Source organism: Bradyrhizobium sp. CCBAU 11357 (assembly GCF_028128865.1).
Lineage (GTDB): Bacteria > Pseudomonadota > Alphaproteobacteria > Rhizobiales > Xanthobacteraceae > Bradyrhizobium.
Genome location: NZ_LBJW01000015.1, coordinates 99,028 through 111,862 on the forward strand (window position 1 = coordinate 99,028; position 12,835 = coordinate 111,862).

Consider the following 12,835-nt stretch of genomic DNA (forward strand, 5'->3'; position numbering starts at 1 on the left):
TCGCGTGCCGATCGAAACACGCGATGACCGGCCTCGTGAACCCCGCCAGACGTCGCGCCGACCAAACGCCATGTCCGCATTCCTTGCAGAAATCCTGTTCGATCTCGTCAGAGCCATCGTGGGCAGCTGGCTGAGAGAGGCTGCGGTGGCCATCTGTGCGTGGCTCGATACCAAGATTCAAAGCCGCTCTGCGCGCCTTTTCCTCGGCCTCCTGCTCGGGGCCGCCGCCTTTTTTCTCATTCCTGCTATTGCCGGCCTGCTGGGTCTTTGATGCTCTCCGTGAAGACATACCTCGCCGTGGCATTGGCCATCGGGGCGCTCGTCTCGACGGTGCTCCTCGTCCTGGAGCCGCTGACCGACTTCGCGTTTCTTTGGCTGGAGTGGCCGGGCATCACCGCAGCGTATTTCTTCTGGGGAGCGGTTGGAGGGTCGACCTTCGCCGGCATCGCCATGTCCTGGGTCGTGAATGCACTGACCTACGGTCTCGGTGCTTTCGTCATTCTCAGCGCCTTCAAGGTGCTGAGGGAAGCATGATCCTCACGCCGTCTCGTCGTCACCCTTGGCGACGATCTCGACTTCGAAATAGCCCATGTCGCGGAGCTCGGCGGCTTTCTTCTCGGCCGCTTCCCGGGTGTCTCTCTTCAAGATGATCTGGCCCGCTCCGTCGCGGGCACAAACGAAATAAGGCATTCTCGCTTCCCAATTTCGTTTGCATACGCACGACGGCGGGTTCCCGCAATCGGACGGCTCACTGCTCCAGCCCGGCCTTTTGCCGCATCTTGTCGATCAGCTCCGAGGCCTCGGCCTTGGTCAGCTCGTCCGCGGGCGGGCTCTCGTGGGCCTGCTCGGCGAGGGTCTTGAGATAGGATTCCTGGGCTCCGGTCATCGGATCGTCGCCGGAAACCCAGTCCTTCGGGTCCTTCCGGGTGTTGTCGGCCATCGCTCATCTCCCATTCCGTTTTCCGTAGAACGTCGGACTCGACTCTTCGTTCCGTTTTTGTTCTCATGGGTCAAATCTAGAATTCGCGAGGCGGAACAATGCCGGACCTGGACTTTCTCAGGCGGGAGATCGAACGGATGCGCAGCCAGATGGGCAGGCAGAGGAAGGAGATCCTCCAGCTCCAGCGGGCAGGTATCGGCACGGCCTCGGCCGAAGCGCTGCTGTCGCGGATGGAAGCGAAGGTCGAGAGCCTGTGCGCGGAACGCGACGCGCTGAAGGCGGCAGAGCCGCGCCAGACCAAGGGCAGGGTGCTCGGCGGGAGGACATGGTGAGCAGGCGATGGTTCGACGACGAGAGAGACCTGTCGCCCTTCCTGACCGCGCTCGAGGACGTTCGCCGACGAGCGACGCGGGAAGGGTGGTGCTATGCCCACGTCCAGGCCATCATCGTCGCCATCGACCAGTACGCGGAAGCTGCGACAGGCAACCGCGAGTATTTCCTGAACAAGCCGGTTTCGATCGGAGAAAACCGGAAGGCGGCGGACATTCCGTGAGCGTTCCAGCGGCTCGCTGCCGCTGAGGTCCGGCAAAGCCGTCGGATGCAAATTAGCCCGCGCACAACGAACGATGCGTCATGTAAGCTTGCGCCGCTTCGGTTATGTCGCGAGCGCGCAAGCAACCCCAAGCATGCGCGCTTGTCGCTGCCGCCGATTAGCGCGGTGAGACGGAGGAGAGAGCCGACCTGGTGCGCCCGGGCGAAGCGGTCTTGCTTCGCGGCGAAGCAGTGCTCTTGCCGGACCTCCGACGAGCTTTTGGCGTGATCCCGTTCTGCTCATCGAACTGCTTCAGCCAAGCCGCGATATATCGCGGGTCCTCGGGACAAAGCCGCTCGAGCAAACGAAGGTTCTGCGCTCTGAATTCCACAAGGGTTTTCGGCATCACGGCTCCTCAAAACCCTGCCCGTCGCAAAAAATGCGTCTGGAGGGCTGCCGGGTCAACGGCAAAGAGCGCTTGAAATCCCGGGCGAGCTGATGCAGCGCCAAAAGCGAAAACCCCGCCCTTGGGAAGCGGGGTTCTCTGTCGAGGTGAAGCTTAGGGACGCTTCAACTGTAAGACGCGCAAGCGGCAAGAAAGTTCAAAAAGAAGATGCGCCGCTTGGCCGAAACGCGGATGCACTCGCGCCCGGCAATTACAAATCCGTAAGTCGGTTGAAAATCGACCTCGAAAAACTATCTCTGTGTCAGGCGGCAGCGTAACAAGCCGCCCTTCAACTGACCCCCAGCCGCCGCGCTCAGAACAGGCGAAGCCGGGTCCTTTGACATTCTCCCGCTTAAGGTCCCGCCTCATTGGCCTCAGAGGCAAACGTCCATGGCTGCCCGCACCTACAACCACGAACGCTGGTCGGAAGAGGACGACCGGCTGCTTCGATCCATGTGTGAAACCGGCAAGAGCCTCACACTGATGATCGTGAAGCTGAAGCGGCCCATTGCATCGATCAGGTCGCGCGCGATTGAGCTTGGCATCAATCTCCCGGGCACGCGCATCGGCCTGCGACGGAAGCGGCGAACCGCTTGAGCCCGCGCGTCCGGACAAAGCTGCTGAGCGACCTGCCTCCATCGCTGAAAGCCGGTGCGCACTTTCACGCCCTTGCGGCCGGGCTAGGCCGCGATCCGGTGTTCGACCGGCGTCGTCAGGAACTTGAGCGCTTCGGCATGTGCGAGATCCGGAACCGCGATCGCCGTGTGGCTGTACATCGCGTGTGTCCGCGACGCCGCGATCTGGTCCAGGATCTCCTTGCCCTTGATGACGTGGAGGCCCATGCCGTCATTGACGGGGAAGATCGCCAGCACCACGTCGTAAGCCGCGATGACCGCTCTGAGCGCTTCCGCCTTGTCTTCGGCGACGTCGACAAAAATACGAACATCAGCTGCGAGTTCACGCAGCTCGTTAAAATCCAGCATTGTCAGGATACTCCAACGCAACCAACCTGATCGAAGCTTGGTCGCGTTAGGTTACTGAAGCGTCAACAACGGGCGCCGAGCCACAAGTTTCACGACGAGGTGACTCCATGCTCTAAAGCGCGATGAATCGTCATCGCGCTTTAGGTTATTGTTTGAGCATGATCTTTTCGGAGAACCGCTACACACTTCTCCGGATCATGCTCTAACGCCTGGCGTCCTCCTTGCGAAGCCCGGCCTCCATGGCCTCGTCCACCAGGTTCAAGGTGGCGCCGTCATAACTCAGCTTGAGCCCGCGGCCGACGATCCAAGTCCAGCCTTCGCGGTCCTTGGTGGCCGGTGCGTTGAACTGCTCAGAGATCGATTTGACGGCGGTGTCCTGCGATCCGGGATTGTTCAGCGTCGCATCGACGCGCCAGATCGGATGCCTGGCGTCGGCTTCAACGCCGTGGGCTGTGACCTTGGCGCCGTTGATCTCGCATTCGAGGGTGTACGGACCTCGGCTCTGCCGGCAGAGATAGTGGCGTTGACTGACGAGCTTGCTCGCCTCATCGAATGTCATCCCCGGCGAGAAGCCGAAGATGTCGGACTTTTTCACGAGCGCAAGCGACGCAGGCTTCAAGAAGCCTGGCTGGATCGCGACGAGGGCTGCGACGGCGAACACGATCAAACCTGCAATGACGATAGCGACCTTCATCAGCACCCCATCGGAAAACTTGCGACCTTATGGCAGGCGCGGTGCTCTGGCAGGTTCAAGAAAATTGCAGGTCTTACAACATCTTGCACAGGAAGTCCGGAACCCCGCAGAGCCCATGCTTGCGTTTTCGGCCTCGATAGGGTCTAAGCCCGATCACTTCATGACTTCTGGCATGAATCAGCAGCGCGCATTCGCGGGTCCGGCCGCGTCCCCAGCAGCAGATTGCTCCGCGCACCCATTCAAAGGAATTCAGACCATGGCAAAGATGACGAAGACCCAATTGATCGATGCAATTGCCGAGGGCACGCAGCTTTCGAAGAACGACGTGAAGTCCGTGATCGAGTACATGGCGACCGTCGGCTACAAGGAGCTCAACGAGTCCGGCGAGTTCGTCATTCCCGGCTTCGTGAAGATGTCGGTCGTGAACAAGCCGGCGACCGAAGCCCGCATGGGCGTCAATCCCTTCACCAAGGAGCCGATGCAGTTCGCGGCGAAGCCCGCCAGCAAGTCGGTCAAAGCCTCGCCGCTGAAGGTGGCCAAGGACGCCGTCTGACGTGCCGGCGATGTCGTTGCGGCGCGCTCATTGGCGCGACGGCGCAGCGAGCAACGGCTGAAGACCAGGTGATGCTCGGCCATGGCGATGCCGAACATCACCGCGACCATCAAATACAGGCCGTAGCGCGCGGTACTCGCGCTGTCCGGAACGGCGAGCCCCGTTCCGTCACCATCCTCACCCGCTTCACAAGAAAAAGCCCCGCGCTTTCGCGCGAGGCTCTTCTGGCTGACGGCGTTGGGATTTCAGCGCCTGGCCGACAGCCATGGCTCCTAACCTAAAGTTGAAATTGCAAAAAGCAACAGCGCCGCCGTGACGGAATATGTTCGTCAGGCGGCGCTGCCGTGTAACTGGGCGCTGAAATCCCCAGCTTCAATGAGTGCTTGCTGCGCCGCAAAGGTTCAACGTCGCCCCGAGGAAATTTCGCCTGCGGGGGGCTGGACTTTTTGTTCTCATTTTGTTCTAGTATGAGCCGCCCAGGTGGACCGTTGGAGGTTGCTCATGACCGTCGAGAAACAGCGCGAAGTGATCAGGCTCTGGAACGAGCTCAGGAAGCTCGAGGGGCCTGCCGCGGAAGAGCTCCGCATCCAGATCCTCGAATGCTTCTCGAAGGAGAAGACGAAGCGGGCGGCCTGACCTGCATCGACGCCGCGCGCCGACGCGCAAGCCCGACCCCGCTCTGAGGGGAGCGCGCTTGATCTGTCGCCGCCTTGCTTGCCGGCGAACTCTTGTCGCGGAGTTTTGTCGGAGAAGGGTCTTGTTGCAGAAGGGTCTTGCCGCCGAAGAGTCCTGCCGCCGAACGTGTGAGCGCGCGCGCCTTCATCGATCGTTAGGAATTACTCTGCGCTCATTCTTGCGACTCCGATTCGTTCTTCGCGAACGAAATGGAGTCGAAGCTGGAACAAAGCAGGTCGTTGTTGTTGCAGTTCATCGCCGCGGAGCTGCCGGCTGCGGTCTGGCTAACAATAGCTTACGCGGATGCCGATAACCCTATTCGGTTAGGTTAAAAGCCCAATCGCGTTGCGCTTGCTGCGCCTTGGAGTAGGTGTCCTGCAAAGACAAGCAAGAAACGACTTTGCCAAGAAGCAATTTGCCATGATGCCTTTTTCAGAGCCGTCCTTTTTTCAAGGCGACCGGCACACCTACCGGCGCGTCGCCGTCGTCGGCGCGCTATTCTGTCTTGCCTTCGTCGTGATCAGCTTCTCGCTGCGGCCGCAGGCCGAGGACACGCGCGTTGCGGTCAAGGCCGACCGGCTGGTCCGGACGGCAGGCCAAGCACCGCGCGCCAATTGACGCTCAACGCTCGTCGCCGCAGCGGCGGTCGTCGGCCGGCGCCTGCGGGCCTGCGTCACCGCGCGAGGCGAGCGCCACGAAGCCGGCATAGCCGGACAGGTTGAGCAAGACTTCGAGCCAGACGGGCATATCGGCCTTCTTTCCCTCCGCTCAGCGGGAGGAAAGATTCAACGTCCGCGCGTAATCCCGGTTCCGTGCTCCCGCAGAGAAATTCAGAGCGGAGAGGTGGGGTCGAGCCTTCGGCCGAGGGTGGCGACGGATTCGCTCGACGGCTGCTCCTTCAGGAACTCGGCGATGGCCTGCGCCAGCTCGCGGTCGCTCATCGGAGTCGGCGGCGGGCGCAGCGTGCCGACACCGAAGCTGCGGACGATCTCGTCGTAGTGCTCATCGTCGGATCTGGGAACCAATTTGCGGATACGGGCCAGCAAAGCGGATAACGGCAAGCTTTCCTCCTCGATCGTCGTCCCTGCTGGCAACCGTCATGGCCTGCTGCCATCTGCTCCCGTTAAACTGAAAACCCCGCCAGCATCGCGGAGATGCTGACGGGGTCTTCGTGCTGTCGCCTCAACCCGGATGGCGGAGGCTCCCGCACTTGCAACGTCAATCCGCCACAGGCGATTTCGTTCCCCTCGTATCGACATGTTTTTGACGGCGATCGGTTCCCTGCGCCCGCGCAACCATCGCAGGCGCTCGCGGTTATCCCCGCAAGACGCGAAGGAGGAGAGCATGACGAAGACACTGGCAGTTCTGGCCACCATCGCAGCCGTCGGCGTAACCGCGGTGGCAGCCCCTGCGCCCGCCGAGGCGCATGATCGCGGCATCGGCCCGGGTCTTGCGTTCGGCCTGGCCGCCGGCGCGATCACCGCGGGCGCGGTCGCAGCCTCTCGCCCCTATGGCTATTACGGCCCCCGCTACGGCTATTATGACGGCCCGAGCTACTATTACGGACCGGGTCCGTATGCCTATTACGGCGGGCCTTACTATCGGCGTCACCACCACTGGCGCCATTGGTAGGTCGGCGATTGGGTGACCCCAATAGCGAAAAGCCCGGAGCGCTGCTCCGGGCTTTTTTCATTCGCATGTCATCGCGCCTGCCAGCGCGACGATGCTACGGCCAGAGCGAGGGTCGCTCGACCTTGCGGGCATTCTCCAGCGTCGACACGAAGTATTCCTCGCGCTCGCGCTTGAACTTTTCCTGGGTGGCACGGAAGGCGGCGATACGGGCGGCGATCTCTTCGCGTTCGCGCTCTTTGCGCTGTTCGTCTTCGGTCATGTCAAATCTCCCCTCTACACCTTGAGTATGTGCACATCTGAACTCAAGCACTGCCGCCGCAATCACGTTGAGTCGCGTCAACACATCCATTGGCACTTCCGAATGGGGCGTCAATGGGGAGGAGGCATTGCAGGATTGTGATATGCGAAGGTCGGAAGAAATTGCCGAGCGCGTTGCGTTGGCGCTTGATAAGAGCGTCAACGATCTTGCCGCTTGCGCATGTTGCTGTCATGCCGAACGGACTCGGGAGGCGCGATTGATCGCATCGGATCTTCAGAGCGGTATCGAGCGGCTCGGCGACATGATCGCCGAGGCCAGGACCATCGTGCCGTTCACCGGTGCCGGCATCTCGACCGAATGCGGCATTCCCGATTTCCGCTCGCCGGGCGGAATTTGGACGCGCAACCGTCCGATCCCGTTCCACGAGTTCGTCGCGAGCCAGGAGGCGCGGGACGAATCCTGGCGGCGGCGCTTTGCGATGGAGGCGGTCTTTGCCGCAGCGAAGCCCGGCCGCGGCCATCGGGCGCTGGCATCGCTCTACCGCGCCGGCAAGGTTCCCGCCGTCATCACCCAGAACATCGACAACCTGCACCAGGCCTCGGGCTTCGCGCCGGAGCACGTGGTTGAACTTCACGGAAATACCACTTATGCGCGCTGCATCGGTTGTGGGCAGGCCTATCCGCTCGACTGGGTGAAGCGCCGTTTCGACGACGATGGCGCGGCGCCCAACTGCACCGCCTGCGACGAGCCGGTGAAAACCGCCACGATTTCCTTCGGGCAGATGATGCCGGAGGACGAGATGCAGCGCGCGACAGCGCTGTCGCAGGCTTGCGATCTCTTCATCGCGATCGGTTCCTCGCTGGTGGTCTGGCCGGCCGCCGGCTTTCCGATGATGGCCAAGCGCGCCGGTGCACGTCTCGTGATCATCAATCGCGAGCCGACCGAGCAGGACGACATCGCCGACCTCGTCATCCAGCACGACATCGGCGAGACTCTCGGGCCCTTTGTCGCAAATTGAGGCGTCAATTTGATTCGCGGCTGTGCAAGCTGTTCATAGGTTCCGGCGAATCTCTTTTTTGTCTATGCGTCGCAACCGGGAGTGTTATCTTTTGAGTCGAAAGATTCGCGTCGCGTCGAATTGAGAACATTCTCTTAAGACGCGTGATTCGAGCGCCGCCAATGTGGCGGGTTGCATGGCAGTGTGGGGTCCGGGGTTATGGGGTCGTCGGACGGATTTGAGTCCAAGAAGCTTGGAGTTCCCGGACAGGGCACCTCGCCGGGGCGCTTGACGCCGAGCGAGCATGGCAGCGCCGGCCGCGACACCGCACTCAGTCCGTTCACCGGATTGGGCGAAGCCAGCGCCAACCTCGTCGAGGTCACCGGCGTCATCAAATGGTTCGACGCCTCCAAAGGTTACGGCTTCATCGTTCCCGACAATGGCTGGCCCGACGTCCTCCTGCACGTTACCGTGCTTAGGCGCGACGGCTTTCAGACGGCTTATGAAGGCGCCCGCATCGTCGTCGAGTGCATCCAGCGCGCCAAGGGCTACCAGGCTTTCCGCGTCGTCTCGATGGACGAGTCGACCGCGATCCATCCGGCGCAGATGCTGCCGCCGCGCACCCATGTCACGGTCACCCCGACCAGCGGGCTGGAGCGGGCTCAAGTCAAATGGTTCAACCGGCTGCGCGGCTTCGGCTTCCTGACCTGCGGCGAGGGTACCCCTGACATCTTCGTGCACATGGAAACGCTGCGCCGCTTCGGCATGACCGAGCTCAGGCCGGGCCAGTATGTGCTGGTCCGCTTCGGGCCCGGCTCCAAGGGTATGATGGCGGCCGAGATCCATCCCGAGACCGGATCGCCGGGATTGCAGTCGCACTAAGAATTCCCGCAATCGTGAGCAGAGGCGCGCTGCAAGTGTGGCGCGCCTCTTCCTTTTCCGGCGGTCGCCGCGTAAGGACTGACTTAAGTCCCACGCCGCGAGAGCCCCCATGAATTCTGATCGAAAGGCCGTCTGGTCCGCTCTGAAGGGCTGGCTGGCCGCCATCCTCGTCATCGCCGTCTGGGCCGTCGCCGCCGCGCCGGCCGGCGCCGCCAGCTTCCAGCCGCTCGAGATCGTCACCAAGAATGGCGTGCAGGTGTTCTCGGTCGAGATGGCAACGACCGCGGAGGAGAAGGAGACCGGCCTGATGTACCGCAAGGAATTGGCCGACGGCAAAGGCATGCTGTTCGACTTCAATCCCGAGCAGGAAATCTCGATGTGGATGAAGAACACTTATGTTTCGCTCGACATGATCTTCATCCGCGCCGATGGCCGCATTTTGCGCATCGCCGAGAATACCGAGCCGTTGTCGACGAAGATCATCTCCTCCCGGGGGCCCGCCCGGGCCGTGCTGGAGGTGGTGGCGGGAACGGCGCAGAAGTACGGCATCCGCCCCGGTGACCGCGTCGGCCACCCCCTGTTCGGCGGCAAATAGGGCGGGCAGGGCTATTGCGACCCCGGCCGGCGGCTTTGGAAGCTTGCTGGCGCTCTGGGAAGCGTGTATCGACGGGGCTCGCCGGACATTCGGGGTATAGCGCAGCCTGGTAGCGCGGCAGTTTTGGGTACTGCAGGTCGTTGGTTCGAATCCAGCTGCCCCGACCAGTCCCGGGCGGCGCTGGCCTAGAGGTCAGCATCCAACCGGCAATGGCCACATCCACGTGTCCGGCCTCCGCATCGCGCGGAAATCAGCAAAGCCTCATCGAACCTTCGCCCGTCGCCATCGACAAATCCGTGTTGGGGATTTCAGCGCCCAATGTCTAAACGGACGCCGCCAAGCGATGAATATTCCGCTTGTGCGGCGTTGCGCTTTTCGGGCCGCGCTCGTCAGTTCGACGCGCACCAGCCGGGCGGAAATGGGACGTATGACCAGGCCATCTGGTTGTCGTTGGCGGCTTGCGGTGGCTCTCGAGAGGCCGTGCTCACGATTGGCGCGGGCGGCGCCACGCGGAGCGCGAGGCGCAGACGTGCCCATTGCAATTTCATCATTGTCGTCCCCCCGCAATCTACTTGCTTCCAAACGTTCCGATCGTCTGCAAAGTTCAGTGTAGAAATCACTGTGCGCCGAAACGGCGCGCTCGCCCTCAAATCACGGACATTCTAGAAAAACCGGCGCCGACTTTCAACCGATCGCGCCGCCCCATCCCAAGAAGTAAGGTTGATCGGCAAGGTTAAAGACGAGCGGCTGTTGCGGTCGTCTGCGTGGCTGTTATCACGTCGGTCCCGGCTCGCGATGGGCTGCTTTCACTCTGTGGGACCACAGATGACGGTTCGTCGCGGCGCGCGCATCTTTTGAGTTCTGCGCCAGCGAGTTCTGCCCATGTCTCTTGATCCCAACATCAGGACCGTCGGTCCGCAATCGAACTGGACCGAGATCTGGCACCTCTGGACGGTGATCGTACCGCGCCGCTCCATCAACGGGCAGTTCGTGCTCGGCAAGGTCTGGCGTCGCCACGACGGCCGCGACTGGATCTACAAGAAGTTTACCGAGTTCGACGGCGAAGAGGCGGCTTAGCCGCCGCCTCTCAGGCCGCCTTCGCTTCGGCAGCCGGCTTGGCCGGCGGCGGCTTCAGCGGCTTGTCCTGCTTCTTCGACCACGAGATGTAATAGGCCACTGTCGTCATGATCGCGATGCCGGCGACACTGACGAAGATCTGCGCGAGCAGCGAGCCCGAGCTCATCGACAGCTCGAAATGACCGACGAAGGACAGGAACACGCCGACGCAGAACACGGCGAGCGACTGCTGGCCGCAGACGATCAAGGGATCGAACACCTTCCACTCCAGCCCCGGCCACTCCTTCGGCACGAAGCGGATCACCAGGATCACGATCACCACGAAATGGAGGAAGCGGTACGGCGCGAGGTTGGTCTTGTCGTTGGGGTTGAAGGCCGAGAACAGCCATTCCGGGAACATGCCGCCGAAGGCGGGGAAACGGCCGGCCATGGTCATGACCAGCGCGAACAGGAGATAACCGAGGCAGACCCACAGCGTAACAGGCGAATTGATCAGCGCGATCGAGCGGCGCGCGCCGCCCATGGAGCACCAGGCGCCGAACACGAACAGCACCTGCCAGCAATACGGATTGAAGTACCACTGGCCGGCGGGATAGGCGGTCAGATTCCAGCCGTAATGGCGCGCGGCGAGCCACAGCACGATCGACAGGATCATCGTCAAATCGGGCTTGCGCAGCATGAACCACAGCACCGGCGGGAACAGGCCCATCAGCACGATGTAGAGCGGCAGCACGTCGAGGTTGAGCGGCTTGAAGCGCAGGAACAGGCCCTGGCGCAGCGTCTCGGTGGCGTTGTCGACGAGGCCGGCGACGTTGAACTCGTTGATCATCTCGGAATCGCCGAAGCGCAGCGCGAGATAGCTGATCGAGGCGATGTAGATCACGAACAGGATGATGTGGGCCACATAGAGCTGCCAGACGCGCTTGGTCAGCCGCGTCGCGCCGACGATGAAGCCGCGGTCCAGCATCATCCGTGCATAGACGAAGGAGGCGGTGTAGCCGGAGATGAACACGAACAGGTCGGCCGCGTCGGAAAAGCCGTAGTTGCGGGTCGTAATCCAGTTCACGACGTTGTCGGGGATGTGGTCGAGAAAGATCGCCCAGTTCGCGACACCGCGAAACAGGTCGAGCCTGAGGTCACGGCCCTTTTCGGGCAGCGTGGCGTTGATGTTCAGGAAGGCCATGCGACGGAAGCTCTCGAAGAGGACGGATCTGCTGGTATCGACGAGACGGCGCCGGGCGGGATCCCGGCGCGGAAGGCGGGTACGCAATTGTCACGGTGCAGCATAATGACTATACCGTTGGCGAGGGTGCCGGGGCCGGAATCACGATCAGTTCCCAACCGGTTTCTCTATACTATCCCCGAGATTTCCACCAACTGCCACCGTGACGCATCGAATTCGAACGAAAAGACGAAGAGGCCCGGACCAGTCATGACCGCACGCATTTTCAAGCCTGCCAAGAACGCGATGCAATCGGGCCGGTCCAAGACCAAGGAATGGCAGCTCGACTACGAGCCGGAGCAGCCGCGGTCGGTCGAGCCGCTGATGGGCTGGACTTCGTCGGCCGACATGAAGCAGCAAATCACGCTGCGCTTCCACAGCAAGGAAGAGGCGATCGCCTATTGCGAGCGCAAGGGCATCGCCTATCAGGTGATCGAGCCCAAGGAGTCGATCCGCCGGCCGGTCGCCTATGCCGACAATTTCTCGTTCCGCCGCGGCGAGCCCTGGACGCACTGAGGGGCCATTCTCATCCGAAGCATCCAAAGTGCCGTCATGCCCGGGCTTGTCCCGCCTGCGCGGCCGAAGCCGCTTCGGCGAGGCGAAGGCCCGGGCATCCACGTTTTGGCGATAGATGAAGAACGTGGATGGCCGGGACGAGCCAGGACGAGCCCGGTCGTGACGAAGGGAGCGGCTGGTCGCCAGAGCCCAAGAACCCTTGCCCAAGAACCCTTGCCCAAGAACCCTTGCCCAAGAACCCTTGGCAGCCATTTCCCGCCGTGCTTCGCTGGCCGCCATGACACGACCATGGCGGGGCGGGGTATGGCGGGGCGTGACCAGCTCGACGGCATCGATCTGAAAATCCTATCCGAGCTGCAGCAGGACGGGCGGGTTCGCAACAACGAGCTGGCGCTGCGGGTCGGTGTGTCCGCGCCGAATTGCCTGCGGCGGCTGAAGTCGCTGTTCAGCCGCGGCGTGATCCGGGCAGTGCGCGCCGTGATCGACGAGCGGCTGCTCGGCTACGAGGTGGTGTCGTTCGTCTCGATCCAACTCGGCAGCCAGGCCCAGCCGGTGCTGGAGGCGTTCGAGAGCTCGATCGCCGCGATCCCGCGCATCCAGCAATGCTGGCGGATTTCCGGCGATACTGACTATCTGCTCAAATGCGTGGCGCCGAGTGTCGAGAGCATGCGCCAGCAGCTCCTGCATTTCGCCGCGATGCCAAACGTCAAGAACGTCCGCAGCTTCCCCGTGCTCGGGGTTGCCAAGGACGTGCCGCTGCCTTTGCAGGAGGTCGCGGTGGCGTAGCGGCAGGCGAGAGCGTGATGAAATGAGGCTTGATCGCCGAACGACGG

23 protein-coding genes and 1 tRNA gene are annotated in these 12,835 nt (G+C 62.2%); 16 read left to right on the forward strand and 8 right to left on the reverse strand.

Annotated elements, in window-relative coordinates; all coding sequences use genetic code 11:
* Positions 1-70: 70 nt before the first annotated feature.
* Complete coding sequence (locus XI05_RS03225; protein WP_271498574.1) at positions 71-271, forward strand: hypothetical protein; 201 nt, start codon at positions 71-73, stop codon at positions 269-271.
* Positions 271-534 (forward strand): hypothetical protein, encoded by a 264-nt coding sequence (locus XI05_RS03230; RefSeq protein WP_271498576.1) that lies wholly within the window; start codon positions 271-273, stop codon positions 532-534. Before XI05_RS03225 ends, XI05_RS03230 begins: the two co-directional genes overlap by 1 nt.
* A gap of 3 nt (positions 535-537) precedes the next feature.
* Here the strand turns inward: XI05_RS03230 and XI05_RS03235 are convergent, their stop codons facing one another.
* Both XI05_RS03235 and XI05_RS03240 read right to left on the reverse strand, forming a co-directional pair.
* A complete protein-coding gene (locus XI05_RS03235) occupies positions 538-690 on the reverse strand; it encodes a hypothetical protein (protein WP_172789552.1) in 153 nt (50 codons plus the stop codon).
* A gap of 58 nt (positions 691-748) precedes the next feature.
* Positions 749-940: a DUF3072 domain-containing protein gene (locus tag XI05_RS03240; RefSeq protein ID WP_271498578.1), complete on the reverse strand. Its 192-nt coding sequence runs from the start codon at positions 938-940 to the stop codon at positions 749-751.
* A gap of 98 nt (positions 941-1,038) precedes the next feature.
* Between XI05_RS03240 and XI05_RS03245 the strand changes: the two genes are divergently transcribed.
* From XI05_RS03245 to XI05_RS03255, 3 genes are all read left to right on the forward strand, one after another.
* Complete coding sequence (locus XI05_RS03245; protein WP_271498580.1) at positions 1,039-1,272, forward strand: hypothetical protein; 234 nt, start codon at positions 1,039-1,041, stop codon at positions 1,270-1,272.
* Positions 1,266-1,493, forward strand: a complete 228-nt coding sequence (locus XI05_RS03250; RefSeq protein WP_271498581.1) for a hypothetical protein — start codon at positions 1,266-1,268, stop codon at positions 1,491-1,493. Before XI05_RS03245 ends, XI05_RS03250 begins: the two co-directional genes overlap by 7 nt.
* Positions 1,494-2,307: 814 nt before the next feature.
* Positions 2,308-2,514 (forward strand): hypothetical protein, encoded by a 207-nt coding sequence (locus XI05_RS03255; RefSeq protein WP_271498582.1) that lies wholly within the window; start codon positions 2,308-2,310, stop codon positions 2,512-2,514.
* A gap of 83 nt (positions 2,515-2,597) precedes the next feature.
* Here XI05_RS03255 and XI05_RS03260 read toward each other — a convergent pair whose 3' ends face one another.
* Together XI05_RS03260 and XI05_RS03265 are read right to left on the reverse strand one after the other, a co-directional pair.
* Entirely contained in the window at positions 2,598-2,900 is a 303-nt protein-coding gene (locus XI05_RS03260) for a hypothetical protein (protein WP_271498583.1), read from the reverse strand.
* 202 nt (positions 2,901-3,102) lie between these two features.
* Positions 3,103-3,594 carry a hypothetical protein gene (locus tag XI05_RS03265; protein WP_271498584.1) on the reverse strand — a complete coding sequence of 164 codons (492 nt, stop codon included), beginning with the start codon at positions 3,592-3,594 and terminating at the stop codon, positions 3,103-3,105.
* A 256-nt stretch (positions 3,595-3,850) separates the two neighbouring features.
* Between XI05_RS03265 and XI05_RS03270 the strand changes: the two genes are divergently transcribed.
* The 3 genes from XI05_RS03270 to XI05_RS03280 all read left to right on the forward strand — a co-directional run bounded on the left by XI05_RS03270 (position 3,851) and on the right by XI05_RS03280 (position 5,440).
* A complete protein-coding gene (locus XI05_RS03270) occupies positions 3,851-4,147 on the forward strand; it encodes an HU family DNA-binding protein (RefSeq protein ID WP_018323108.1) in 297 nt (98 codons plus the stop codon).
* 501 nt (positions 4,148-4,648) lie between these two features.
* A complete protein-coding gene (locus XI05_RS03275; RefSeq protein ID WP_257187419.1) occupies positions 4,649-4,783 on the forward strand; it encodes a hypothetical protein in 135 nt (44 codons plus the stop codon).
* A gap of 459 nt (positions 4,784-5,242) precedes the next feature.
* On the forward strand, positions 5,243-5,440 hold the full coding sequence (locus XI05_RS03280) for a hypothetical protein (RefSeq protein ID WP_212257284.1): 198 nt from the start codon (positions 5,243-5,245) through the stop codon (positions 5,438-5,440).
* A 3-nt stretch (positions 5,441-5,443) separates the two neighbouring features.
* On the opposite strand, the gene XI05_RS03285 is transcribed toward XI05_RS03280, so the two are convergent.
* Positions 5,444-5,569 carry a hypothetical protein gene (locus XI05_RS03285; RefSeq protein WP_271498586.1) on the reverse strand — a complete coding sequence of 42 codons (126 nt, stop codon included), beginning with the start codon at positions 5,567-5,569 and terminating at the stop codon, positions 5,444-5,446.
* A gap of 83 nt (positions 5,570-5,652) precedes the next feature.
* The gene (locus XI05_RS03290; RefSeq protein ID WP_271498588.1) at positions 5,653-5,883 is read right to left on the reverse strand and encodes a hypothetical protein; all 231 of its coding nucleotides are present in this window, start codon (positions 5,881-5,883) and stop codon (positions 5,653-5,655) included.
* A 283-nt stretch (positions 5,884-6,166) separates the two neighbouring features.
* Between XI05_RS03290 and XI05_RS03295 the strand changes: the two genes are divergently transcribed.
* A complete protein-coding gene (locus tag XI05_RS03295; protein WP_271498589.1) occupies positions 6,167-6,454 on the forward strand; it encodes a hypothetical protein in 288 nt (95 codons plus the stop codon).
* 94 nt (positions 6,455-6,548) lie between these two features.
* On the opposite strand, the gene XI05_RS03300 is transcribed toward XI05_RS03295, so the two are convergent.
* Entirely contained in the window at positions 6,549-6,713 is a 165-nt protein-coding gene (locus XI05_RS03300; RefSeq protein WP_271498590.1) for a hypothetical protein, read from the reverse strand.
* A 256-nt stretch (positions 6,714-6,969) separates the two neighbouring features.
* On the opposite strand from XI05_RS03300, the gene XI05_RS03305 reads away from it, so the two are divergent.
* The 5 genes from XI05_RS03305 (at position 6,970) to XI05_RS03325 (ending at position 10,264) form a co-directional block, all read left to right on the forward strand.
* Complete coding sequence (locus XI05_RS03305; protein ID WP_271498591.1) at positions 6,970-7,731, forward strand: SIR2 family NAD-dependent protein deacylase; 762 nt, start codon at positions 6,970-6,972, stop codon at positions 7,729-7,731.
* A gap of 198 nt (positions 7,732-7,929) precedes the next feature.
* On the forward strand, positions 7,930-8,592 hold the full coding sequence (locus XI05_RS03310; RefSeq protein WP_172789563.1) for a cold-shock protein: 663 nt from the start codon (positions 7,930-7,932) through the stop codon (positions 8,590-8,592).
* A gap of 109 nt (positions 8,593-8,701) precedes the next feature.
* A complete protein-coding gene (locus XI05_RS03315; RefSeq protein WP_271498593.1) occupies positions 8,702-9,187 on the forward strand; it encodes a DUF192 domain-containing protein in 486 nt (161 codons plus the stop codon).
* 90 nt (positions 9,188-9,277) lie between these two features.
* A tRNA-Pro gene (locus XI05_RS03320) sits at positions 9,278-9,354 on the forward strand.
* Between the two features lie 715 nt (positions 9,355-10,069).
* On the forward strand, positions 10,070-10,264 hold the full coding sequence (locus XI05_RS03325) for a hypothetical protein (RefSeq protein ID WP_172789565.1): 195 nt from the start codon (positions 10,070-10,072) through the stop codon (positions 10,262-10,264).
* 10 nt (positions 10,265-10,274) lie between these two features.
* On the opposite strand, the gene XI05_RS03330 is transcribed toward XI05_RS03325, so the two are convergent.
* Positions 10,275-11,447, reverse strand: a complete 1,173-nt coding sequence (locus XI05_RS03330; RefSeq protein WP_271498595.1) for an OpgC domain-containing protein — start codon at positions 11,445-11,447, stop codon at positions 10,275-10,277.
* Positions 11,448-11,696: 249 nt separating this feature from the next.
* Between XI05_RS03330 and XI05_RS03335 the strand changes: the two genes are divergently transcribed.
* Together XI05_RS03335 and XI05_RS03340 are read left to right on the forward strand one after the other, a co-directional pair.
* Positions 11,697-12,002, forward strand: a complete 306-nt coding sequence (locus tag XI05_RS03335) for an ETC complex I subunit (RefSeq protein ID WP_172789567.1) — start codon at positions 11,697-11,699, stop codon at positions 12,000-12,002.
* Positions 12,003-12,305: 303 nt separating this feature from the next.
* A complete protein-coding gene (locus XI05_RS03340) occupies positions 12,306-12,788 on the forward strand; it encodes an Lrp/AsnC family transcriptional regulator (RefSeq protein ID WP_271498602.1) in 483 nt (160 codons plus the stop codon).
* The last annotated feature ends 47 nt before the right edge of the window (positions 12,789-12,835 follow it).

Bases quoted from the DNA above. Each gene is read 5' to 3' on its own strand.
- XI05_RS03260 (WP_271498583.1), bottom strand. From the start codon at position 2,900: ATGCTGGATTTTAACGAGCTGCGTGAACTCGCAGCTGATGTTCGTATT.
- XI05_RS03255 (WP_271498582.1), top strand. From the start codon at position 2,308: ATGGCTGCCCGCACCTACAACCACGAACGCTGGTCGGAAGAGGACGAC.
- XI05_RS03270 (WP_018323108.1), top strand. From the start codon at position 3,851: ATGGCAAAGATGACGAAGACCCAATTGATCGATGCAATTGCCGAGGGC.
- XI05_RS03315 (WP_271498593.1), top strand. From the start codon at position 8,702: ATGAATTCTGATCGAAAGGCCGTCTGGTCCGCTCTGAAGGGCTGGCTG.
- XI05_RS03280 (WP_212257284.1), top strand. From the start codon at position 5,243: ATGATGCCTTTTTCAGAGCCGTCCTTTTTTCAAGGCGACCGGCACACC.
- XI05_RS03275 (WP_257187419.1), top strand. From the start codon at position 4,649: ATGACCGTCGAGAAACAGCGCGAAGTGATCAGGCTCTGGAACGAGCTC.
- XI05_RS03310 (WP_172789563.1), top strand. From the start codon at position 7,930: ATGGGGTCGTCGGACGGATTTGAGTCCAAGAAGCTTGGAGTTCCCGGA.
- XI05_RS03230 (WP_271498576.1), top strand. From the start codon at position 271: ATGCTCTCCGTGAAGACATACCTCGCCGTGGCATTGGCCATCGGGGCG.
- XI05_RS03235 (WP_172789552.1), bottom strand. From the start codon at position 690: ATGCCTTATTTCGTTTGTGCCCGCGACGGAGCGGGCCAGATCATCTTG.
- XI05_RS03335 (WP_172789567.1), top strand. From the start codon at position 11,697: ATGACCGCACGCATTTTCAAGCCTGCCAAGAACGCGATGCAATCGGGC.
- XI05_RS03325 (WP_172789565.1), top strand. From the start codon at position 10,070: ATGTCTCTTGATCCCAACATCAGGACCGTCGGTCCGCAATCGAACTGG.
- XI05_RS03240 (WP_271498578.1), bottom strand. From the start codon at position 940: ATGGCCGACAACACCCGGAAGGACCCGAAGGACTGGGTTTCCGGCGAC.
- XI05_RS03295 (WP_271498589.1), top strand. From the start codon at position 6,167: ATGACGAAGACACTGGCAGTTCTGGCCACCATCGCAGCCGTCGGCGTA.
- XI05_RS03245 (WP_271498580.1), top strand. From the start codon at position 1,039: ATGCCGGACCTGGACTTTCTCAGGCGGGAGATCGAACGGATGCGCAGC.
- XI05_RS03330 (WP_271498595.1), bottom strand. From the start codon at position 11,447: ATGGCCTTCCTGAACATCAACGCCACGCTGCCCGAAAAGGGCCGTGAC.
- XI05_RS03300 (WP_271498590.1), bottom strand. From the start codon at position 6,713: ATGACCGAAGACGAACAGCGCAAAGAGCGCGAACGCGAAGAGATCGCC.
- XI05_RS03250 (WP_271498581.1), top strand. From the start codon at position 1,266: ATGGTGAGCAGGCGATGGTTCGACGACGAGAGAGACCTGTCGCCCTTC.
- XI05_RS03285 (WP_271498586.1), bottom strand. From the start codon at position 5,569: ATGCCCGTCTGGCTCGAAGTCTTGCTCAACCTGTCCGGCTATGCCGGC.
- XI05_RS03225 (WP_271498574.1), top strand. From the start codon at position 71: ATGTCCGCATTCCTTGCAGAAATCCTGTTCGATCTCGTCAGAGCCATC.
- XI05_RS03265 (WP_271498584.1), bottom strand. From the start codon at position 3,594: ATGAAGGTCGCTATCGTCATTGCAGGTTTGATCGTGTTCGCCGTCGCA.
- XI05_RS03340 (WP_271498602.1), top strand. From the start codon at position 12,306: ATGGCGGGGCGTGACCAGCTCGACGGCATCGATCTGAAAATCCTATCC.